The 21029-nt window shown below is 55.0% G+C and carries 17 protein-coding genes; 7 read left to right on the top strand and 10 right to left on the bottom strand.

Annotated elements, in window-relative coordinates; translation table 11 throughout:
* Nucleotides 1-168: 168 nt before the first annotated feature.
* Nucleotides 169-969 carry a mannosyl-3-phosphoglycerate phosphatase-related protein gene (locus AC4OVS_RS08280; RefSeq protein ID WP_252065411.1) on the top strand — a complete coding sequence of 267 codons (801 nt, stop codon included), beginning with the start codon at nt 169-171 and terminating at the stop codon, nt 967-969.
* On the opposite strand, the gene dgcQ is transcribed toward AC4OVS_RS08280, so the two are convergent.
* From dgcQ to AC4OVS_RS08265, 3 genes are all read right to left on the bottom strand, one after another.
* Nucleotides 954-2654, bottom strand: a complete 1701-nt coding sequence (gene dgcQ / locus AC4OVS_RS08275) for a cellulose biosynthesis regulator diguanylate cyclase DgcQ (RefSeq protein WP_126490207.1) — start codon at nt 2652-2654, stop codon at nt 954-956. The two genes, AC4OVS_RS08280 and dgcQ, sit on opposite strands and share 16 nt — an antisense overlap.
* An 84-nt stretch (nt 2655-2738) precedes the next feature.
* Nucleotides 2739-2921 carry a YodC family protein gene (locus tag AC4OVS_RS08270; RefSeq protein WP_022648559.1) on the bottom strand — a complete coding sequence of 61 codons (183 nt, stop codon included), beginning with the start codon at nt 2919-2921 and terminating at the stop codon, nt 2739-2741.
* Between the two features lie 77 nt (nt 2922-2998).
* The gene (locus AC4OVS_RS08265; RefSeq protein ID WP_169441341.1) at nt 2999-3913 is read right to left on the bottom strand and encodes a DUF808 family protein; all 915 of its coding nucleotides are present in this window, start codon (nt 3911-3913) and stop codon (nt 2999-3001) included.
* A gap of 175 nt (nt 3914-4088) precedes the next feature.
* On the opposite strand from AC4OVS_RS08265, the gene yedA reads away from it, so the two are divergent.
* Nucleotides 4089-5003, top strand: coding sequence for a drug/metabolite exporter YedA (gene yedA, locus AC4OVS_RS08260; RefSeq protein WP_022648561.1), 915 nt, complete (start codon nt 4089-4091; stop codon nt 5001-5003).
* Here the strand turns inward: yedA and AC4OVS_RS08255 are convergent.
* The 3 genes from AC4OVS_RS08255 to AC4OVS_RS08245 are packed head-to-tail and all read right to left on the bottom strand — an operon-like array spanning nt 4975 to nt 7625.
* A complete protein-coding gene (locus AC4OVS_RS08255) occupies nt 4975-5466 on the bottom strand; it encodes a very short patch repair endonuclease (RefSeq protein ID WP_491922314.1) in 492 nt (163 codons plus the stop codon). The genes yedA and AC4OVS_RS08255 overlap by 29 nt on opposite strands.
* Nucleotides 5447-6880 (bottom strand): DNA cytosine methyltransferase, encoded by a 1434-nt coding sequence (locus AC4OVS_RS08250; RefSeq protein WP_114138773.1) that lies wholly within the window; start codon nt 6878-6880, stop codon nt 5447-5449. Before AC4OVS_RS08250 ends, AC4OVS_RS08255 begins: the two co-directional genes overlap by 20 nt.
* Nucleotides 6881-6923: 43 nt before the next feature.
* Nucleotides 6924-7625 carry a phosphohydrolase gene (locus AC4OVS_RS08245; protein ID WP_165715656.1) on the bottom strand — a complete coding sequence of 234 codons (702 nt, stop codon included), beginning with the start codon at nt 7623-7625 and terminating at the stop codon, nt 6924-6926.
* Nucleotides 7626-7909: 284 nt separating this feature from the next.
* Between AC4OVS_RS08245 and ompC the strand changes: the two genes are divergently transcribed.
* A complete protein-coding gene (gene ompC / locus AC4OVS_RS08240) occupies nt 7910-9076 on the top strand; it encodes a porin OmpC (RefSeq protein ID WP_491922313.1) in 1167 nt (388 codons plus the stop codon).
* A gap of 55 nt (nt 9077-9131) precedes the next feature.
* Here the strand turns inward: ompC and AC4OVS_RS08235 are convergent, their stop codons facing one another.
* Nucleotides 9132-9995, bottom strand: a complete 864-nt coding sequence (locus AC4OVS_RS08235; protein ID WP_023300495.1) for an N-acetylmuramic acid 6-phosphate etherase — start codon at nt 9993-9995, stop codon at nt 9132-9134.
* Nucleotides 9996-10148: 153 nt separating this feature from the next.
* Here AC4OVS_RS08235 and AC4OVS_RS08230 point away from each other — a divergent pair, with 153 nt between their 5' ends.
* On the top strand, nt 10149-11765 hold the full coding sequence (locus tag AC4OVS_RS08230; RefSeq protein ID WP_032624010.1) for a sensor histidine kinase: 1617 nt from the start codon (nt 10149-10151) through the stop codon (nt 11763-11765).
* Entirely contained in the window at nt 11762-12481 is a 720-nt protein-coding gene (gene dcuR / locus AC4OVS_RS08225; protein ID WP_022648568.1) for a two-component system response regulator DcuR, read from the top strand. Before AC4OVS_RS08230 ends, dcuR begins: the two co-directional genes overlap by 4 nt.
* On the opposite strand, the gene AC4OVS_RS08220 is transcribed toward dcuR, so the two are convergent.
* Nucleotides 12462-13424, bottom strand: coding sequence for an FAD:protein FMN transferase (locus AC4OVS_RS08220; RefSeq protein WP_155019320.1), 963 nt, complete (start codon nt 13422-13424; stop codon nt 12462-12464). The two genes, dcuR and AC4OVS_RS08220, sit on opposite strands and share 20 nt — an antisense overlap.
* 58 nt (nt 13425-13482) lie before the next feature.
* A complete protein-coding gene (locus tag AC4OVS_RS08215; protein WP_046619333.1) occupies nt 13483-16263 on the bottom strand; it encodes a flavocytochrome c in 2781 nt (926 codons plus the stop codon).
* Nucleotides 16264-16872: 609 nt separating this feature from the next.
* On the opposite strand from AC4OVS_RS08215, the gene AC4OVS_RS08210 reads away from it, so the two are divergent.
* Together AC4OVS_RS08210 and fumA are read left to right on the top strand one after the other, a co-directional pair.
* Entirely contained in the window at nt 16873-18381 is a 1509-nt protein-coding gene (locus AC4OVS_RS08210; RefSeq protein WP_072201094.1) for an anion permease, read from the top strand.
* Between the two features lie 52 nt (nt 18382-18433).
* The gene (fumA, locus tag AC4OVS_RS08205; RefSeq protein ID WP_063135752.1) at nt 18434-20083 is read left to right on the top strand and encodes a class I fumarate hydratase FumA; all 1650 of its coding nucleotides are present in this window, start codon (nt 18434-18436) and stop codon (nt 20081-20083) included.
* On the opposite strand, the gene AC4OVS_RS08200 is transcribed toward fumA, so the two are convergent.
* Nucleotides 20072-20977 carry a LysR family transcriptional regulator gene (locus tag AC4OVS_RS08200; protein ID WP_491922312.1) on the bottom strand — a complete coding sequence of 302 codons (906 nt, stop codon included), beginning with the start codon at nt 20975-20977 and terminating at the stop codon, nt 20072-20074. The genes fumA and AC4OVS_RS08200 overlap by 12 nt on opposite strands.
* Nucleotides 20978-21029 lie beyond the last annotated feature (52 nt).

Here is a 21029-nt window from a genome sequence, read left to right as displayed (position 1 = left end):
GCATATATTCTCTTAGCGAATATTATATTTTATACATGTGAATTTTGGTTATGAGTATAATCATGCGCTGCGTGTGGGTTTATCGGGATCGTTTCCACTTCAACGGGACATCAATGCTGAGTTTTTTTAAGACTTTTCTTAGATGAACATCATTATTCAGGAGACGTTATGCCTTCGCTAAAGGAGACTCTGCTCGTCTTTACCGATCTCGACGGTACGCTGCTGGATTTTCACACTCTCGACTGGCAGCCTGCCGCTTCCTGGCTGAAGAGATTACAGGATGAACAGGTACCAGTCATTCTGTGCAGCAGCAAAACCGCGTCCGAAATGCGTGACATCCAGCAGGAACTTGGCCTTGGCGGGCTGCCCTACATTGCGGAAAACGGCGCGGTGATCCAGCCTGACGTACGGTGGGAAAACGCCGCACGGTTCATCTCAGAAAAGAAGCATGACGATATCTGGCAGTTTATTGCCCGGGTACGCCAGGAGATGCATCTGAAATTCACCACCTTCGACGATGTGGATGAGCGCGTGGTCGCCGAATGGACCGGGCTAAGCCGTCCCCGTGCGGCGCTTGCACGTAAACACGAGGCTTCCGTGACGCTGATCTGGCGTGACAGTGATGAACAAATGAAACGCTTCGCAGCCGAACTGGCCCGGCAGGGGCTGAAGATCGTCCCGGGTGCTCGCTTCTGGCATATTCTGGACACGAGCTGTGGCAAAGACGTGGCGGTGCACTGGCTTGTGGAACAGTATCACCTGCACGACGGATTTGACCCGACAACGCTGGGCCTGGGCGACGGCCCCAATGATGCCCCTCTGCTGGACAGCGTAGCCTTCGCCGTGGTGGTGAAAGGCTTCAACCGGGAGGGGGTCAGCCTTAAGAACAACGATCCCACACGGGTTTATCGCACTCAGCACACCGGACCGGCCGGCTGGCGCGAGGGGCTTGATTACTTTTTAACGTGATCCTGCCAGATGACCCGGTTACGCCCGCGCTGTTTCGCCTCATACAGACGCGCATCGGCGGTGGATTGCAGATTTTCGAAGTGATAATTGCCCTTCTCCTGCGCGCCAGAGACGCCAAACGACGCGCTCACGCGCAGGGTAGTACTTTTCTTAATCAGGATCTCTTTGCTGTCGATACGCTCACGGATCTGCTCTGCAACTTCCGCCGCCTCTTCAAGCGTCATGCCGGGCAGCACCACACAGAACTCTTCGCCGCCGACGCGCCCGGCAATATCTTTAGTGCGCAGGGTACTGGCAATCAGCCCCGCAGCATGGGACAACACCTTATCACCCGCCTGGTGCCCGAACCGGTCATTAATGCTCTTAAAGCAGTCAAGATCGATCTGGATGACAGAGAAAGGCAGCGCCTGCTGTTCACACTGCTTCGCCAGTATTTTCGCCCGCTCAAACAGCGCCCCACGATTATTCAACCGGGTCAGAGGGTCGTGCCAGGCCTGCCATTGCAGCGAATTCTGCAACGAATACATATTACTGACCATGCGCCGGATCACCAGCCATGAGATGAGCAGCATCGCGGTGAACAGCGCCCAAAGCAATGCCAGCACAATACTGATGCTGCCGAAATCGCCGCGCACCCCTTCTTCCAGGGTGTGCACGCGCAGGACGATGCCATCAAAGTGGTCGAGACGCTCCCAACTGACAAAACGACTCCCCAGGCGAATGCCGCCTTCGGAATCCGATTCTATTGCGTGCGCTATCTGCGCTAGTTCGGGCGCGTCAAAATGATTAACGTCCGCAGCAGATGATCCAGACGTCGCGAGCAGGGTGAGACGACTGTCATACAGCTGGTATTCCCCTTCCGGGTTATCGCCTACGGCCTCCACCAGCAGACGACGCAGGGTGGCAAAGGTGAAATCCATCGCCACCACGCCATACCAGACGTGATTGTAATAAACAGGCACACTGGCGGTGATCAGCGGCTTCTTGCCCACAAAGGAGGAAGGAGGCGAGATAAACCAGCGCACGGCACGCGCACGGTTCCCACGCTCGGACTGTTGGGTAAACCAGGGCTGAGTGACCAGATAGTAGTAACGCTGCACGATATCGCTGGCATTTTCCGGCGTATCCGTTTCCAGAAAGAATCCGGCGCGAGAAACATAAATCACGCGCTCTTCGTTGCCGGAAGAACTGGATGCCAGACGCAATAAATACCCCACTTCAAGCGCGGCGGACAGTTCATTATCAAGAAACTCATCATCGCGATTCAGAAGGGTGGTCTTTTCAACGAAGGCATCAGACACACCGTTGATCGGCAATGTGCGCTGTTTATCAACCTCAATTTGCCAGGTGGGGGATGCGCGCAAACGGGCAAAACGCTTTACCGCATCATGTAGCACGCCAAACGCCAGCGGCGTTTCCAGCGCATCACGCATGCTGTGGCGAAAAAACAGCATTTTATCGACGCTGAACTGGAGTTGTCTGTCCAGCGCACTGGCAACCGTTTCCAGATGGTTACGCTGACTGGAGATATAGGCATCTTCCAGTACCACAACTTCGCGCCAGGTCAGGAGGGTGGAAAAGATCAGGACAACGATAAAACAGAGGTTAACAACCAAACGGGGATTGCTACGCTTATGCAGCCACTGCAAAAAAGATTGTTTTACAACAAAGGTATTGTGCTGCACACGCACTCCCTGAGTGTCGCTCACCATCCGATATGATAAGTCTTCTGCCAGTAAAAACGCCCGGCAAGGCCGGGCGTTGTGTGATTAAGCCTTATCGCGTTTTTGCCTTTTATCACCAGGCTGAAGCTCATCTTCACGAAAAGCCTCCCGCTTAATGCCGTATCCGTCATGCCACCGGCACTCCACCATTCCACTGGAATAACCGGTGACAATCATGCATGGACCACCATTTTTTGGCTTAACTTCATCACTGACCAAAAAGACCATACCTGCCTCCTGTATCAGGGTGAAACGTTTTCAATTTAGACGAGGAATGGTCTTTTTGCATCCGGGGTCAGCAAAAATTAATGCGATTTTCCGCGTACTTTTTCTACCAGCTTGACCACTGCCACCACAATGACACCTACGATAAAGCCCAACACAAGGTTAAGCAGCGTCGGCAGAATGGCGGCGATCACCGAACCATGTCCCGACGCCAGATGTTCAATTGCATGATGCAGCGAAGCAACGCCGTGCACGATAATACCGCCGCCGACCAGGAACATCGCCAGAGTTCCCACTATCGACAAACTTTTCATCAGCCACGGCGCCAGCACCAGCAGGCTTTTGCCGATAACGCGGGCAATGGCGCTGGATTTTTTTTCCAGCCAGAAGCCGATATCATCCAGCTTGACGATCAGACCGACCAGCCCATACACCCCAACCGTTACAAGAATGGCAATCAACGAAAGCACCATGACCTGATTCATCAGCGGTGCTTCGGATACGATCCCAAGCGTAATCGCCACAATCTCGGCCGAAAGGATGAAGTCAGTACGGATCGCACCTTTGACCTTATCGCGCTCGAACGTTTTTGGATCCTGCGCGGCCAGCGCTTCCAGACGCTGCTGGCGCATTTCCGGGGTGTCTTTCTCTTTGCGTGCGGCAAACATATGCAACACTTTTTCGGCACCCTCGAAGCACAGGAACGCCCCGCCAATCATCAGCAATGGCGTAATGGCCCAGGGTATAAAGGCGCTAATGAGAAGCGCCAGCGGAACAAGGATCACCTTGTTAATAAAGGACCCTTTCGCTACGCCCCACACCACCGGCAGCTCACGGTTCGCCCGCACGCCGCTGACCTGCTGCGCGTTAAGTGACAAGTCATCCCCCAGTACCCCGGCGGTTTTTTTCGCTGCCAGTTTCCCCATGACTGAAATGTCATCCAGCAAGGTGGCGATATCGTCCAGTAATGTTAATAAGCTACTTCCTGCCAAAATCTCTATCCTTCTTTTTTTGCTAATTAAGTGAATAGTATGGAACAAAACTCAGCGCCCGGAAACAGGCACCTCACGTCAACAAAAATTTCACATTAACAACACAATTAAAGCACTCGCCAGCCCGATAGTTTTGGCGTTAACTATGAGCGAACTTTTTATTTCGTCGTGAGGGACTATGCGTTTTCGGCATTTATTACCGCTCATTGGAGCACTTTTTTCCCTGTATATCATCTGGGGATCCACCTACTTTGTCATTCGTATTGGCGTGGAAAGCTGGCCCCCGCTGATGATGGCCGGTATTCGTTTCCTTACGGCTGGCGTGCTGCTGATGGCGTTTTTATTGCTGCGCGGCCACAAGCTACCGCCGCTGCGTCCCCTGCTTAACGCCGCCCTGATTGGCCTGCTGCTGCTGGCGGTGGGCAATGGCGCAGTAACCGTCGCCGAACACCAGAACGTGCCGTCGGGCATCGCCGCCGTGGTCGTCGCGACCGTGCCGCTGTTTACGCTCTGCTTTAGTCGTCTGTTCGGGATCCGCACCCGTAAGCTCGAATGGCTGGGCATCGCGATTGGGCTTGTAGGTATTATCATGCTGAACAGCGGCGGAAACCTGAGCGGAAACCCCTGGGCTGCCGTTATGATCATGATCGGCTCGATGAGCTGGGCCTTCGGCTCGGTCTACGGCTCCCGCATTGAGCTGCCCTCCGGGATGATGGCGGGTGCCATTGAAATGCTCGCGGCAGGCATCGTGCTGCTGATTGCCTCGGCGTTGACGGGTGAAAAACTGACGGCAATGCCAGATCTCTCAGGTTTCCTGGCCGTCGGGTATCTGGCCCTGTTTGGCTCGATTATTGCCATCAACGCCTATATGTACCTGATCCGCAACGTCTCACCGGCGGTTGCCACCAGCTACGCCTACGTTAACCCGGTGGTTGCCGTGCTGCTGGGTACCGGTTTTGCGGGCGAAGTGCTGTCGACGATTGAATGGCTGGCGCTGGGCGTGATTGTCTTTGCCGTGGTGCTGGTCACGCTGGGTAAATATTTACTGCCCGCGAAACCCATTGTCACGGCGTGTGAGGTGGAGAAACCGTGATCGGGTGAATGCCCTGGGTATCGATCTGCGCGGCCTGACCGCCGCCGCAGATCCACTCTTCCAGCCGCTCCGTCAGTTCCACGTCATTCAGCTTCATTCTTCCGCGCAGTGCGCACTCCCAGACAATCAGCACCCGCCAGCCCTGGGCGTAAAGCTGCGAAACATCGCGTTTATCACGCTCGACGTTCCTGCCAATCTTCTCCAGCCAGAAGTCGGTGCGTGTCGCCGGGACTTTAAACAGATAGCAGTCGTGATGATGCCAGAAACAGCCGTGGGTAAAGATGATGCATTGATACGCATCGATCACGAAATCAGGACGCCCGGCAAGCGTGGCATCCTGAACCCTGAATTCAAACCCGATGGAGGTAAGGAGGCCAGCGATCCGTTTTTCGATCGCGGTATCACGCGCGCCGATGGCACGCATGTTTTTACTCCGCGTGGCCTTATTGTGAACGTCCGCCATTGACGGCCTCACTCTGACGCAGCTGAACGGCCTTGCTGATGCGTGAGGCCAGCAGTTTTGCGACGGCGGCAAAGGCTGGCACCACCACCGAGTTGCCAAACTGACGATAGGCTTGTGTATCCGACACCGGAATGCGAAAACTGTAGCCCTGCGGCGCCTCAAAGCCCATTAAGCGGGCGCACTCGCGCGGCGTTAAGCGCCGCGGTCGGTGCTGTTGATTCTGAGGGTCGTCGAAATCTTTTTCGCCCAGCGCCTTATCCCAGCCCCGATCGATAAGAATTTCCGCGCCATCTTTGTAATAGCGCGCCGACAGCGTACGCGTCACGCTGTCAGGATTAAGCGGATTGACCATGCCAAACCCAAAGCCATTGCCTTTGGCCTGATGCTTTTTGGCATAGCGATAGAGGTATTTCCACAGCACTGGCGTCAGAATGAATTTCGCATCGACGGCGGGCTCCAGCAGATCGGCCACTGTCGGACGGCGCGCCGGATACAGCGAGGGCAAATCGCGCAGCGTAAAATCGCCTTTCAGATTGAGATCGCGGCGGAATCCCACCAGCACGATGCGTTCGCGGTGCTGTGGCAGGAAGTGTTTGCCGTCGATAATTTTCGGATCGTCCGGCCCCATGTCCTCTGCATCCGCCACGTCGTAACCCAGTTCATCCAGCGTTTGCATGATAATGCGGAAGGTTTTGCCGCCGTCATGACTCTTTAAATTCTTGACGTTCTCCAGCACAAAAATTGCCGGGCGGCGGGCATCAATAATCCGGGCAACATCAAAGAACAGTGTGCCCTGCGTATCACAGGCAAAGCCGTGCGCACGTCCCAGCGCGTTCTTTTTCGACACGCCAGCCAGTGAGAACGGCTGACACGGGAAGCCTGCCAGCAGCACATCGTGCGCCGGAATGGTGTTGCGAATGTGCTCAGCGGCTTCTTCGTCGCTGACGCCGGTTTTGTGGCTCAGGGTGACGTCGCGGATGTCGGCATTGAACTGGTGCTCGTCGGGGTCGCAGTACCAGTTCGCCTTATAGGTGCGGACGGCATGTTTGTTCCATTCACTGGTGAACACGCACTGCCCGCCAATAGCTTCAAAGCCATGGCGAATGCCGCCAATACCGGCAAAGAGATCGATAAAGCGAAAGGCATAATTCGGATGCGCAGCAGGCGGGTGCGGCAGCAGGTTACGCAGATAACAGAACTCGCCGTCGCTCAGGCGGTGCCCTGCCCTGTCGCTTATCAGCAGTCGCTTGAGTATTGCCGGGCTCCAGTGGCTCTCGCCATGTGCCACCAGCTGGTTTGCCAGCGTTTTAGCATCGTACATTTCCAGCAGCTGACGCAGGAGTGCCTGCACGGCTGCCGTTGATTTCTCAACCCGCTCAGGCGCGGGCACAGTCACTGATCGATTTTCCTGCATTCTCTTAACCGGACAATAAAGACAGAAAACAGAGTACCACAGTTCAGGATCGCACACTGCGACGGAAATGGGTCAATATCTGGCTGTCGGTTCCGAGGTAATCGCCCTGTAATTCGGCACTCAGCTTCGCCATAAACTGGATCAGAAAATCGGCATTGTGACGCGCAAGTTCGCGTCCCCGTGCGGTTTGCATGGTGTCCGGCAGGCGCAGGAGTTTGGTCTGAAAGTGATCGAGCGCGAAAGCTTTATCATCCAGCGCACGCGCCCCGGCAAACGGGTCGTCGGCATCAAACAACGCGGTGCCCAGCGCACCGGACACGGCAAAGACGCGCGCAAGGCCGATGGCGCCTAACGCCTCCAGCCGGTCGGCATCCTGGACCGTTTTGGCCTCCGGGCTTTGCGGCGCGATACCGGCACTGAAGCTGTGCGCTTCAATGGCATGCTCAACGGCCGCATACCGATCGGGCGGAAAATCAGGAAAATCGCGGCTCAGGATCTCACGCGTTTTTCGCGCTGCCAGCCGCGAGGAGTGGCTACGCTGCGGGTGATTTTTCGGCAGGCTGACAATGTCATGGAAGTAGCATGCGGTCAACACAACCAGCGGATCGCAATCCCCGTCAGCCATAATGGCCTGCGCCGTCATCCAGACGCGGCGAAAATGGGCGATATCGTGCGCCGCATCATCAGTAAAATGATTTTCGTCGAGCCAGCGCTCAAAACGGTGCTGCCACTGCGCAAGTTCCATCATCCCATCCTGTTGCTCAAAAGAGAATGAATTATAATACACCCGAATCAAAATCCTTAATAAATAGAATTTAGAAATACTTAATAATAATTACCCGCTATATTTTCAATGAATTAATTCACGCGAAAAATAAAGAGATAAAAAGAAATATTTTGTAATATTTTTACCAGTTTAATTACATTTATTTTTGAACCTAAATAATAATCCATAGAATAGTATCAGCCATGTAGTTACGGAGGGTAATTACATATATTCAGACAATTTATATTTAAAGGGAATATATAATGAAAAGAAAAGTTCTGGCAATTCTCGTACCCGCGTTATTAATGGCTGGCGCAGCAAATGCGGCGGAAATGTATAACAAAGACGGCAACAAAGTTGACCTGTACGGTAAAGTTGATGCACGTCATACCTTCTCCGACAACCCAGGCGACGACGGCGATGAAACCTATGTCCAGATTGGTTTCAAAGGCGAAACACAAATTAATAACGATCTTATTGGTTACGGCCAGTGGGAATATAAAACCTACGCTAACGATACCGAAGGCGCAGGCGACACCTCTTTTAACCGTCTGGCCTTTGCTGGCCTGAAATACGGCGAATATGGCTCATTCGATTATGGCCGTAATTACGGCGTCGTGTATGACGTTGAAGCCTGGACCGATATGCTGCCAGTATTTGGTGGCGACTCCTATACCTGGACCGACAACTATATGGTTGGCCGTACTAACGGTGTGGCGACCTACCGTAATAATGACTTCTTCGGTCTGGTTAACGGCCTGAACTTTGCACTGCAATATCAGGGTGATAATGAAGGTGCTAACGCAAACGAAAATCAGGAAGGCACCAAAAACGGCCATGATGATGTTCGTTTCCAGAACGGCGACGGCTTCGGTATGTCAACTACCTATGACTTCGATTTCGGTCTGTCGCTGGGTGCCGCTTATTCATCGTCTGACCGTACCAACGACCAGGTTGCTTACGGCGCAGGTACCTATAATCGCTTCAGCAAATATGCCGGCGGTGAACGTGCGGAAGCGTGGACAATCGGTGCAAAATACGATGCGAATGATGTCTACCTGGCAATGATGTATGCGGAAACCCGCAACATGACTCCGTACGGCAACGATGGCATCGCCAACAAAACTCAGAACTTTGAAGCCGTAGCGCAGTACCAGTTTGACTTCGGTCTGCGTCCATCCCTGGCGTGGGTCTATTCAAAAGGCATCGATTTGGGTGGTAACGATTATCATCCAGGCAATGGTTATGACTATGTAGACCAGGATCTGGTTAACTACATCGACGTGGGCATGACCTACAGCTTCAACAAGAACTTCTCCACCTACGTTGATTATAAAATCAACCTGCTGGACGAAGATGATGCCTTCTACAATGACAACGGTATTGCAACCGATGACATCGTTGGCATCGGTATGATCTACCAGTTCTGATCCCCATAAATAGCAAAGCCCGCAACGCGGGCTTTTTTTATTTGACGCTGAAATATTACGGCGCTTCCTGCAAGGCCAGGCGAACAAACCCGTTATTCTGCGCCAGTAATTCATGTGCTTTCCAGGCATCCATACCCGTCAGCACCATTAGCACCGCCGTTTTACACTGATGGTTACAGCTTTCCAGCGCCGCCTTCGCCTGCGCCCGGGAGCATCCCCCCGCTTCCATTACAATGGCAATTTGTCGCTCGGCCCATCTGGTATTGCTTGCCTCCAGATCAACACGCAGGTTGCTGTACACCCGTCCTGTCCGTATCGCCAGACCGGTGGTGACCATATGCATTATCATGCTTTGCGCAATGCCCGCTTTGGCGTTGGTATACCCGGCAACCACATCCGCGCCCAGATCGGGGGCAATAACCATGCTCGCCAGCTGCGCCGCTTCACTTTGCGCATCCTCCGTAATGAGCGCGACCGTTGAGCCCAGAGACCACGCATGACGCATCGCGCCCCAAACCCATGGCGTTTTGCCGCTGACGGACAGCGCCAGCATCATGTCGTGCTCGCCGAATTTTATCGTCTGAAGGTCTGCAACGCCGCGCGCGTAGCTTCCGGCGTTATCGCCTGCTGTCATCGCAATGACCGGATGTTTTCCCGGCGCGAACGCTTCTGCCGCCTGCTTCGCCACGCCTCCGGACGCGCCTGCGCCGATCAGCACCAGACGTCCGCCGTGACTAAGCGTCGCCGCCGCGTTATCCACCACGCGAGCCAGCATACTTAAGTGAGGGGTAAGTGCAGAAGAGATTTGTGCGTCATCCTGGTGTATGACATTAAGCATATCCAGCGTAGATAATCTGTCGATGTTCATCGTGCTGGCGTGCCGTCTTTCCCTGGCCGTACCGGTAAGCATAATGCTCATAAACTGCCTCCTTATTATGAGTACCCCCACACTATAAAGTGTTTTATACAGGTCACATGAGAGAAGGCTCACGAAACGCCTCTCTTTACATGGCTTTATGAAATGCCCGTCATCAGCGATAATTAGCCCTTTCTTTTTCATCGCGGAGTGTTAATGAGCGATTTGCAGCCCTTCCCCCCGACGCGCAAGCGCCCTATGAAGCTGAATACGCTGGTTACGCTGATGGTGTGCGCCATTATCGGCTCTGTGCTGCTGGTGGTCTTCGCGCTGTACTCTGTACAGATCACCCGTGCCACGCGCGATGACGTGAAAGATACTGCGCTGGGTATCGCCCGAACGCTGGCCGACAGCCCGGAGATCAAGCGTGGTCTGATGGAATCGCCGCAGGCCGGCATCATCCAGCCGATTGCCCAGGCGGTGACGAAGCGCAACGACCTGCTGTTTACCGTGGTTACCGACCTGCGTGGGATCCGCTATTCCCATCCAAACGAAGCGCTGTTAGGTTTGCATTTTATTGGCGACGATCTGACGCCCGCCCTCGAAGGGAAAGAGAATGTCTCCGTGAACCGCGGCGCACTCGCGGAAGCACTGCGCGTCTTTACGCCCGTTTATGACGATCGGCACGACCAGATCGGCGTGGTCGTGGTGGGTATTTCGCTGAATAAAGTTGAAGATCAGATTGCCCGCGGTCGGCTCAATGCCGTGTGGACCATCTTATTCAGCGTTCTGATGAGCTCAGTGGCGATATGGGGTCTGGTCCGGGTTCTGAAACGTATTCTCTTCGGGCTGGAGCCTTACGAGATCTCTGCCCTCTTTGAGCAGCGCCAGGCCATGTTGCAGTCCCTGCGCGAAGGCGTGATGGCTGTTGATATGCACGGGCGCGTGACGATGATTAACCACACCGCCAGAGAAATTTTGCTCCTGAGCTCGGGTGAGCACTCCGAGAGCAGCGGCGAACCATTGCTGGTCAGCCTGCGGGAAGTGGCGAAAACCGGCATTGCTCGCCAGGATCAGGAGATCGGCTGTAACGGACGGCTACTGCTGTGCAACATGGTCCCCGTGAAAAGCCAGAATCAGGTCATCGGGGCAATCAGCACCTTCCGCGATAAAACCGAAATCAGCCAGTTAATGCAGCGTATCGATGGTATGGTCAACTATGTTGATGCCCTGCGCTCACATACGCATGAGTTTATGAACAAGCTGCACGTGATCCTCGGCCTGCTGCACATGAAGCGCTACGATAAGCTGGAAGAGTACATCATCCAGACCGCACAGAATTATCAGACGGATATCGGCGCGATACAGCGCAAGGTTAAATCGCCGGTCATTGCGGGTTTCCTGCTGGGTAAAATCAACCGCGCCAAAGAGGCGGGAGTGACCCTGACGCTGGCGGAAGAGAGTCAGCTTCCTGACACCAGCAATGAAGAGCAGGTTGCGGTTCTGATCACCGTGCTGGGCAATTTAATCGAAAATGCCCTGGATGCGATGGAAGGTCAGCCGGAAGGCGAGATCGGCCTGCTGCTGCATTATCAGAACGGCTGGCTGAGCGGTGAGGTCAGCGATGACGGTCCCGGCATTGATCCCGAGCGGCTGGAGGCTATTTTTACAAAGGGCTACTCAACAAAAGGTGAAAACCGTGGCGTTGGGCTGTTCCTTGCACGTCAGCAGATCCAGAACCTGGGCGGAGATATTACCGTCGAGTCGGAGCCTGGCGTATTTACCCAATTTTTTGTTCAGATCCCCTGGGATAGCGAGAGGAATATCGCGTGATAAATGTATTAATTGTCGATGATGACGCCATGGTAGCCGACCTCAACCGTCTGTATGTTAACCGCGTTGAGGGTTTTAACTGCTGCGGCGTCGCTTCCACGCTCAACCAGGCCGAAGCATTGATCGCAAACCCAGGCCAGCCGATCGATCTGGTGCTGCTGGATGTCTATATGCAGCAGGATAACGGGCTGGATCTATTGCCCATCATCCGGGCATCGGGCCGCCCGATTGACGTTATCATGATTTCGTCAGCATCCGACGCCGCAACGATCCAGACGTCGATACACTATGGCGTGGTGGATTACCTGATTAAACCGTTCCAGTTCCCGCGTTTTGAAGAGGCGCTGAACGGCTGGAAGGCAAAGCGCAGTCTGATGGGCTCGCATCAGTATTATGAACAGGCCGACGTCGACAGGCTGATCCACGGCGGCGCGCCGGAGCTGGCCGACAGCAAAAAATTACCGAAAGGCTTAACGCCGCAGACGCTGCGCACCATTTGCCAGTGGATCGACAGCCATCCGGAGATAGAATTTTCCACCGACGATCTGGCGAATGCGGTCAACATTTCCCGCGTCTCCTGCCGCAAATACCTGATCTGGCTGGCGCAAATCAATATCCTGTTCACCAGCATTCACTACGGCGCCACCGGTCGACCGGTATATCGCTACCGTTTGCAGCCGGAACAGGTCGGCCTGCTCAAACAGTACTGCCAGTAATTCGGTAGCTGTCGTCAAGAAGGGTAAAACGGAAGTGGTGCATCGAGGAGATCACCACTTCTTTTGTTTTGGTGACAAAAATGGCTTCAATATCGGGGCGCAAACGCAGCGCGGCGCAGCCCTGCTCCACGCCCATGCCGTAGATCAGCGTGGTCCAGATATCACCGTCGAGGGAGTCTTGCGAAATAATCGTCACGCTGTCCAGTTCGTTATCCAGCGGGTAGCCGGTACGCGGGTCAAGTATGTGATGATAACGTTTGCCGTTCTGCTCGAAGTAGCGCTCATAGGTGCCTGACGTCACAACCGACCGGTTTTCTACCGTTATGGCGCCAATCAGCGCATCACCGGCGAACGGTTTTTTCAGGCCGACGTGCCAGCCGTCCTCCGGCGAGCCTAACGTCTGGACGTTGCCGCCAAGGTTGATCAACCCGAGTTCGGCGCCCTCTTTATGCAAGTAATCCCGCACCCTGTCGGCGATATAACCTTTGGCGATAGCCCCCAGATCGATCTCCATTCCCTGGCGTGTAAGAAACACGCTGCTGTTGGCGTCATCCAGTACCACGTTCGCAGGATCCGTGATACTCAGCAAGGCGGCGATCTCGTCCGCGGGCGGTACAGCGTCCCCCTTAAAGCCAATTTTCCAGCGTTTGACCAGCGGACCTATCGCCAGGTTGAACGCACTGTCTGTAGGCAGGCTGGCCGCTTTCGCGCAGCGGATCAGGTCAAACACCGGGCGACTGACGACAACCGGATGCTGACCGGCAGCATGGTTGACATCCATCACCTGCGAATCCGCACGGTTGACGGTGAGGAGATCTTCGTACTGTTTGATCAGGCGAAACACGCGGGACGCGAGAGCTTCGTCATGGGAGAAGAGTTTCAGGAGGATGGGCGAGCCCATCAGAACGGCGTTGTAGCTGTAAACGCGATGGCTATCAGGCATTACATAAGTCCTCAGATGTAGCCCCGGCAAGCACCGCGCCGCCGGGGAAACAGGAGCCTTACCGTGTTTTCGAACGCATAGCCGCCTGATGTCCGGCAAGCGTACCAAAAATAATGATATCTGCCACCGCATTACCACCGATGCGGTTACCGCCGTGGATACCCCCGACAACCTCACCCGCAGCAAAGGCTCCCGGCAATACGTTGTGGTTGCTGTCCAGCACGCAGGTTTCTGTATTGATGGTCACACCGCCCATGGTGTGGTGCACGCCCGGCGCAATCTGAATGGCATAGAACGGCCCTTCGTTGATAGGCGCACGCAGCGCGGTGGTGCGGCCAAAATCATCGTCATGCTGTTTTTCCACAAAGCCGTTGTAGCGTTCCAGCGTTGCCAGGAACTGGTGGTGATCCATCCCCAGCGCTTCCGCCAGGGCTTTTGGCGAGCTGGCGCTGGTGACAAACCCTTTCGCGATGTACTCATCCGCGGCTTTGTTTTTGGCGCGAACATGCTCGTCAAAGACGATGTAAGCGTATTTCTCCGGCAGCGCGATGATTTGCGCCGAGACTTTGTCGCGGGTCGACATTTCGTTATAGAAGCGGTTGCCCTGCTGGTTTACCAGAATCGCCCCGCCGCCGCGGATGGATTCGGAAATCAGGTACGACGTTTTCTGCTCAACGGTTGGGTGGATCTGGATTTCGCCCATATCGACGGTGCCTGCGCCAATACGCTCCAGCAGTGCGATACCGCCGCCGGTTGCGCCTTTGTGGTTAGTCGTCACGAACCCTTCCAGGTCCGGACGGTATTTCACCACCATCTGGCTGTTGGCGCTGAAGCCGCCCGTCGCGACAATTACGCTTTTAGTTGCCACGGTGAGGGTTTCGTTCTCTTCGGTGGTCAGACGCACGCCGGTCACTTCGCCGTTTTCGAAGATGATGTCGCTCACGGAGGTATCCAGCATCACCTCGATGTTGCGTTTGTTGACATTGCGCACCAGGCCGCTAATCAGATATCCGCCCACCGCGGAACCATCTTTCGGACGGTGCGTACGGTCGATGCTCATCCCGCCGGTGGTGGTGATGTCGTTGAGCATAATGCCGCGCGTTGCCAGCCATTCGATGGCCTCCGGCGCGTTCTCGACAAAGCGACGCAGCAGTTCAGGGTTGTTCTTATTGCCACCGCCTTTCAGGCTTTCCTGGTAGAACAGCTCTTTGCTGTCCTGAATGCCCTTCACGCGCTGGAAGCGGGTCTCAGCCGCGTTCATACCGGCAGAGGCTTTAATGGTGTTCCCGCCAATAGTCGGCATTTTCTCAACGATCAGCACGCTCGCGCCTTCGTCATGCGCCTGAATCGCCGCCGCCAGACCGGCACCGCCGCTGCCGACCACCACCACGTCCACGCTTTTAGTCTCATTCGGGTCAGCGCCCTCTTCTGCCGCCAGCGCTTTGCTGGATTTCAGCATCGCCTTCGAGACCGCTTTTTTCACCGCCTCGCTCTGGCTGGTTGCGCCGGTGATAGCATCCACGTGCGGGGTATTGGCATCCAGAATTCGGGTACGGATCTCTTCGAAGCTGGTGACAAACTCGACGTCTTCACTCGGGCCGGAGGCCAGTTCGATATCGGCGATGCGGTCGGTTTCGAGGCTGACGTTAATCACCAGTTCGTTAGCATCGTCCTGCACTTTTTCAATAAAGGTGCCCGGTTTGAATTTAGATTCGCCCATGCTCATGTCGCGGATCATCGCTTCCACCAGCGAGAAGCGCCACAGCGGTTCCGGGATGCTCAGTTCTTCGCGTCGGGTACTGTCCATAAACAGCTCCAGGCTTTCGCCCGCCGCGATGCGATCGGTCCAGTCCGGATAGGCGATGGTGGCGCGGCCAACGGCTATCAGGTCGTAACCGTGATCCAGCGCTTCATTCACATCCGTGGCATTCACCACGCCGCCAACGCCCATCACCGGTACCTGCGCCAGCGTGTCAGAGCGCATGGCGCAGTATTTTTCGATAAGTGGCGTCGGGTCCTGAGTATCGACGATAGAAGGACGCAGGGCGGCGCCAAGGGAGAAGTGCAGATAATCCACCCCACGAGCGGCCAGTTTTTCCAGCAGATACAGGGTGTCTTCGAAGCGAATGCCGGGGACTTCCAGCTCTTCCGGTGAGAAGCGGTAGCCAACGATGAACGCGTCGTCCGCATACTGGCGCACCATCTTGTGGGTAATGTCCAGCACCGCCAGCGGGAATTTCGCGCGGTTATCGCGGCTGCCACCCCACTCGTCGTCGCGCTGATTAGAGTTCGGGGAGTAGAACTGCTGGATCAGATAGGTATTCGCCCCGTGGATTTCGACGCCATCGAAGCCGGCCTGAATTGCGCGGCGTACGGCTTCGCCGAACTTGCCGATCATGCCTTCCACTTCTTCTGAAGTCAGAGCAACCGGCGTCGCGGCACCGTCACGCGGCGCGGCAACCGCGCTTGGGCCAACCGGCGTGCGGCCGCCGATCAGTTTTGGGTCGACCATACGGCCGCCGTGGTAAATTTGCAGAAGGGCTTTGGAACCTTTGGACTTAATGGCGTCAGCGATTTTTGCCAGTCCGGCGATTTTTTCGTCGTTATCAATACCAATTGCGCCCGGGAACGCAAGGCCGAGATCGTCAACAAAACAGCATTCAACGATAATGGTGCCGATGCTACCAGCGCGGGCACGGTAGTACTCCACCAGCTCGCTGGTCACGGTGCCATCGTAATACCCCGTACAGGTTGTCATCGGGGCCATTAACAAACGGTTTTTCAGTTCAGTACCATTCGGTAATGTGAAGGGGCTTAAAATACGTTCGTTAGTGCTCATAATAGAAACTCCAAACTTTAAAAATTAAGAATTCGTTATCGGTATGGATTTTTTATTTCGTGTTTTTGCCGATGTCATGACATTAATATAAAGCTTTTTTTAGTTTCTAAAGTCATTACGTTAGTTAATAAACTATTTAATCCCTGCGATAACATTAATAACACATTGGTGTTAGCGCGAATGTTTTATACGTTCACATTAATTTAAAAAAAGTTAAATCAACAATGGTAAAGCCAATACACCATACACACCAAAAAACACTTTAAAATCAAAAGGTAAAATACAACCCAAACTAATAATGTTATAAAATTGATAAATAAAATGCTTAAAAATAGCGAATAACCACACTACTCAGAGTGGTTATTATAAAAAGTATAAAATTACGTCCTCAATTCTGTTTTTTTGATCGCGATCAATAGTAATGGCATCTAAAGGCGCAATATAAAAACATCATCATTTTTTATTTAGCGCAAACAATAATGCGTTAAATCGCTATTACTGAAAACACAAAAACGCACCTTAAATAACTAAAAAAAGCAAAACGAATAAAGCAATCGAATTTGTGTTTTCGCTGTACGACGAATTTTTGACAACTTAAGACGTGAAACTATGAAAACAAAAACTGCTGTAACGCCTCCTGCGGCGAATCTGGCATCAAATGGAACAGCAAAACGCCTGCTGATGATGGCCCTGCCCGTCATTGTCGCCGTCCTGCTGTTGTTTGTCCCCGTTCCGGAAGGGCTGCCGCCATATGCGTGGCACTACTTCGCTATCTTTGTCGGCGTCATCGTCGGGTTGATTTTCGAACCGCTGCCGGGCGCCGTAATCGGCCTCACCGGCGTCGTGGCGATTGCGCTGTGCAGCCAGTGGGTGCTCTTTAGCCCGGAACAGCTGGCTGACCCGAAATTCAAGCTGGCGGGCGCCTCCTTTAAATGGGCGGTGAGCGGGTTTGGTAACTCCACCGTCTGGCTGATCTTCGGTGCCTTTATGTTCGCCGCAGGCTACGACAAAACCCGCTTCGGCCGCCGTCTGGCGCTGATTCTGGTGAAGTACCTGGGCCGTCGCAGCCTGACGCTCGGTTACGCCATTACCTTCGCGGACCTGCTGCTGGCCCCGTTCACCCCGTCCAACACCGCGCGCAGCGGCGGGACCATCTACCCGATTATCGCTAACCTGCCGCCGTTGTACGGTTCAAAACCCAACGACCCAAGCGCGCGCAAAATCGGTTCCTATCTGATGTGGGTGGCAATCACCGCGGCTTGTATCACCAGCTCGATGTTCCTTTCCGCTCTGGCACCTAACCTGCTGGCACTGGCGCTGGTGAAAAGCACCGTTGGAATTGATATCTCCTGGGGGACCTGGTTCCTCGCCTTCCTGCCGCTGGGTATCCTGCTGATCCTGACCATGCCGCTGCTGGCCTACTGGTTCTACCCGCCAGAAGTGAAGGTAAATAATGAAGTACCACTGTGGGCGACCCGCGAACTGGAAAAACTGGGCAAACTGTCGCGCAATGAGATTCTGCTGCTGGTATTCGTGTGCTGCGCGCTGCTGATGTGGATCTTCGCCGCGGCGTGGATTGAACCGGCCATGGCTGCCCTGCTGATCGTTGGCCTGATGCTGTGGACCGGCGTGCTGGAGTGGAACGACATCACCGGCAACAAAGCCGCGTGGAATACCTTCGTCTGGTTCGCCACCCTGGTGGCACTGGCGGATGGTCTCTCCTCCACCGGCTTTATCAGCTGGCTGGGTAAAGAAGGCGGCATGCTGATGAGCGGTATCTCTCCGGGTGTGGCCACCATCGTCCTGCTGCTGGCGTTCTACCTGCTGCACTACCTGTTTGCCAGCACCACCGCGCACACTACCGCGCTACTGCCAGCGATGCTGACGATTGCCTCCACCATTCCGGGCATGAATATGGAAGTGTTCGTCCTGCTGATGGTGACCTCGCTGGGCGTGATGGGGATCATCACCCCGTACGGTACTGGCCCAAGCCCGATTTACTACGGTAGCGGCTACCTGCCAACCAAAGACTACTGGCGCCTCGGCACCATCTTCGGTGCCATTTTCCTGGCAGCTCTGCTGCTGATTGGTTACCCGTGGATGTCCATGATGTTCTGATTTCTGACCGCCGGACATTTCCTCCGGCGGTTAAATTTTTGTGGAGCAAGCTATGTCAAACAAACCCTTTATCTACCAGAACCCCTTCCCACTCGCGCATGACGACACCGAATATTATCTGCTGACCAAAGAGCACGTTTCCGTTGCCGAGTTCGACGGTCAGGAAGTGCTGAAAGTCGAGCCAGAGGCGTTGACCCTGCTGGCCCAGCAGGCCTTCCACGACGCAGCGTTTATGCTGCGCACCTCTCACCAGAAGCAGGTTGCGGCTATTCTGAGCGACCCGGAAGCTAGCGAGAACGATAAGTACGTTGCCCTGCAATTCCTGCGCAACTCCGAGATTGCGGCGAAAGGCGTGCTGCCGACCTGCCAGGATACCGGCACCGCGATTATTATGGGTAAGAAAGGCCAACGCGTCTGGACCGGCGGCGGTGACGAAGCCGCGCTGAGCCAGGGCGTGTATAACACCTATATTGAAGACAACCTGCGCTACTCGCAGAATGCGGCGCTGGATATGTATAAAGAGGTGAATACTGGCACCAACCTGCCCGCACAGATTGACCTCTACAGTGTCGACGGTGACGAGTATAAATTCCTGTGCATGGCGAAAGGCGGCGGCTCTGCCAACAAAACCTATCTCTACCAGGAAACCAAGGCGCTGATTACCCCGGCGAAGCTGAAAAACTACCTGGTTGAGAAGATGCGGACCCTCGGCACCGCAGCCTGCCCGCCGTACCATATTGCCTTTGTTATCGGCGGCACCTCCGCGGAAGCTACGCTGAAAACCGTCAAGCTCGCCTCTGCGCGCTACTACGATAGCCTGCCAACCGAAGGCAACGCGCACGGCCAGGCGTTCCGCGACGTCCAGCTCGAGCAGGAACTGCTTCAGGAAGCGCAAAACCTCGGCCTTGGCGCGCAGTTTGGCGGGAAATACTTCGCCCACGATATTCGCGTGATCCGTCTGCCGCGCCACGGTGCCTCCTGCCCGATCGGCATGGGTGTTTCGTGCTCCGCCGACCGCAACATCAAGGCGAAGATTAACCGCGAGGGGATCTGGATTGAGAAGCTGGAGCACAATCCGGGCCAGTATATTCCTGAATCCCTGCGCCAGCAGGGGGAAGGCGACGTAGTAAGCATTGATCTGAACAAGCCGATGCCCGATATCCTGGCGCAGCTTTCCGCGCACCCGGTCTCCACCCGCCTGTCGCTGAATGGCACCATTATTGTGGCGCGCGACATCGCCCATGCGAAGCTGAAAGAGCTGCTCGATAACGGCGAAGCCCTGCCGCAGTACGTCAAAGATCACCCGATTTACTATGCAGGCCCGGCCAAAACGCCAGAAGGCTACGCGTCTGGCTCCTTAGGTCCAACCACCGCCGGGCGTATGGACTCCTACGTGGACTTATTGCAATCCCACGGTGCGAGCATGATCATGCTGGCGAAAGGTAACCGCAGCCAGCAGGTGACGGACGCCTGCCATAAACACGGCGGCTTCTACCTCGGCAGCATTGGCGGCCCGGCGGCGGTGCTGGCGCAAAACAGCATCAAGAGCCTGGAGTGCGTCGCTTATCCGGAGCTGGGTATGGAAGCGATCTGGAAAATTGAAGTGGAGAACTTCCCGGCGTTTATCCTGGTGGATGACAAAGGCAACGACTTCTTCCAGCAGATCCAGAACAAGCAGTGCAAAGGCTGTTCACAGCGCTGAGTCTTTCCACAATGACGGCAGCAGCGACAGCGTTTCATTAATTAACCCGCGCTTGTCGCTGCCCGGTTTCCAGATCGTCACCATCGTTTGACCGATCCCCTGGCTGCCCACTTCGGTGGGCAGCCTTTTTACATTTTTCCACTGCGTTGCGTGAAGATGGGTCGGCAAAAACCCCCAGCCGCAGCCCTGCTCCAGCAGGCCGCGCAGCATCTCCAGTTCGTTAGTGAAAAGCGTGTGCCCTGAAATTTGCAGGCGACGGGCAACCGGCTCGTCTGACGCGGCATGCATAATCACCTGCGGAACCAGAGAGAGATCGAGCAGCGACACCGGCGACGCAACCTCCGCAAAAAGCGTCGTTGCGGCGTAAAAATCCATTTCGATCGCCCCTAGCGCCCGCCACTCCATCTCATTGCCCACGCTGCGGTTGCGCGCCTGGCAGATCCCCAGATCGGCCTGACCGTCCGCCAGCATGGCTTCCGCCTCATCGCGCGATGCGCTGGTCAGGCTCAGGCGGATCTTTTTCGCCGCCAGTGTGGCAATCAGCGCCTGTAAAAAAGCTCTGGGGGTGAACGGATCGTAAACGAGGGCAATGTCCTGCGTGGCGCTGTCGGGCACCGATCGGGCAAACGCCTCAAATGCTTTGACCTGCCGCATCAGCAGGTGCGCCTGCCGCTGAAGCTGCTCCCCCTCCGGCGTCAGGCGCAGGCTGCGCCCCTCCCGCAGGAACAGAGCGTAGCCCAGCCCATCCTCAAGAAAATCGATCAGATCCCGCAAGGTTGTACGATCTTTGCCGAGTTTACTGGCCGCCTTCATCAGGCTGCCGTGCTCAGCGACGGCGGTGAACGCCTCAAGTTGGGCAAAGGAATAGATCAGGGATGCCACGTCATTCTCCACGCGATTTTTCCGGGGGATTTTCCCCCATAACGCGTTTTTTATTATAGGCCGC

It is taken from the genome of Enterobacter sp. 4974935, assembly GCF_058661735.1.
This window is presented reverse-complemented; position numbering and strand designations above follow the sequence as displayed.

Coding starts and splice junctions, on each gene's coding strand:
- AC4OVS_RS08210 (WP_072201094.1), top strand. CDS start 16,873: ATGAAAACAAAAACTGCTGTAACGCCTCCTGCGGCGAATCTGGCATCA.
- fumA (WP_063135752.1), top strand. CDS start 18,434: ATGTCAAACAAACCCTTTATCTACCAGAACCCCTTCCCACTCGCGCAT.
- AC4OVS_RS08270 (WP_022648559.1), bottom strand. CDS start 2,921: ATGGTCTTTTTGGTCAGTGATGAAGTTAAGCCAAAAAATGGTGGTCCA.
- AC4OVS_RS08235 (WP_023300495.1), bottom strand. CDS start 9,995: ATGAGCATTATGCTTACCGGTACGGCCAGGGAAAGACGGCACGCCAGC.
- yedA (WP_022648561.1), top strand. CDS start 4,089: ATGCGTTTTCGGCATTTATTACCGCTCATTGGAGCACTTTTTTCCCTG.
- AC4OVS_RS08255 (WP_491922314.1), bottom strand. CDS start 5,466: ATGGCGGACGTTCACAATAAGGCCACGCGGAGTAAAAACATGCGTGCC.
- AC4OVS_RS08280 (WP_252065411.1), top strand. CDS start 169: ATGCCTTCGCTAAAGGAGACTCTGCTCGTCTTTACCGATCTCGACGGT.
- AC4OVS_RS08245 (WP_165715656.1), bottom strand. CDS start 7,625: ATGGAACTTGCGCAGTGGCAGCACCGTTTTGAGCGCTGGCTCGACGAA.
- AC4OVS_RS08230 (WP_032624010.1), top strand. CDS start 10,149: ATGAGCGATTTGCAGCCCTTCCCCCCGACGCGCAAGCGCCCTATGAAG.
- AC4OVS_RS08220 (WP_155019320.1), bottom strand. CDS start 13,424: ATGCCTGATAGCCATCGCGTTTACAGCTACAACGCCGTTCTGATGGGC.
- AC4OVS_RS08250 (WP_114138773.1), bottom strand. CDS start 6,880: ATGCAGGAAAATCGATCAGTGACTGTGCCCGCGCCTGAGCGGGTTGAG.
- ompC (WP_491922313.1), top strand. CDS start 7,910: ATGAAAAGAAAAGTTCTGGCAATTCTCGTACCCGCGTTATTAATGGCT.
- AC4OVS_RS08215 (WP_046619333.1), bottom strand. CDS start 16,263: ATGAGCACTAACGAACGTATTTTAAGCCCCTTCACATTACCGAATGGT.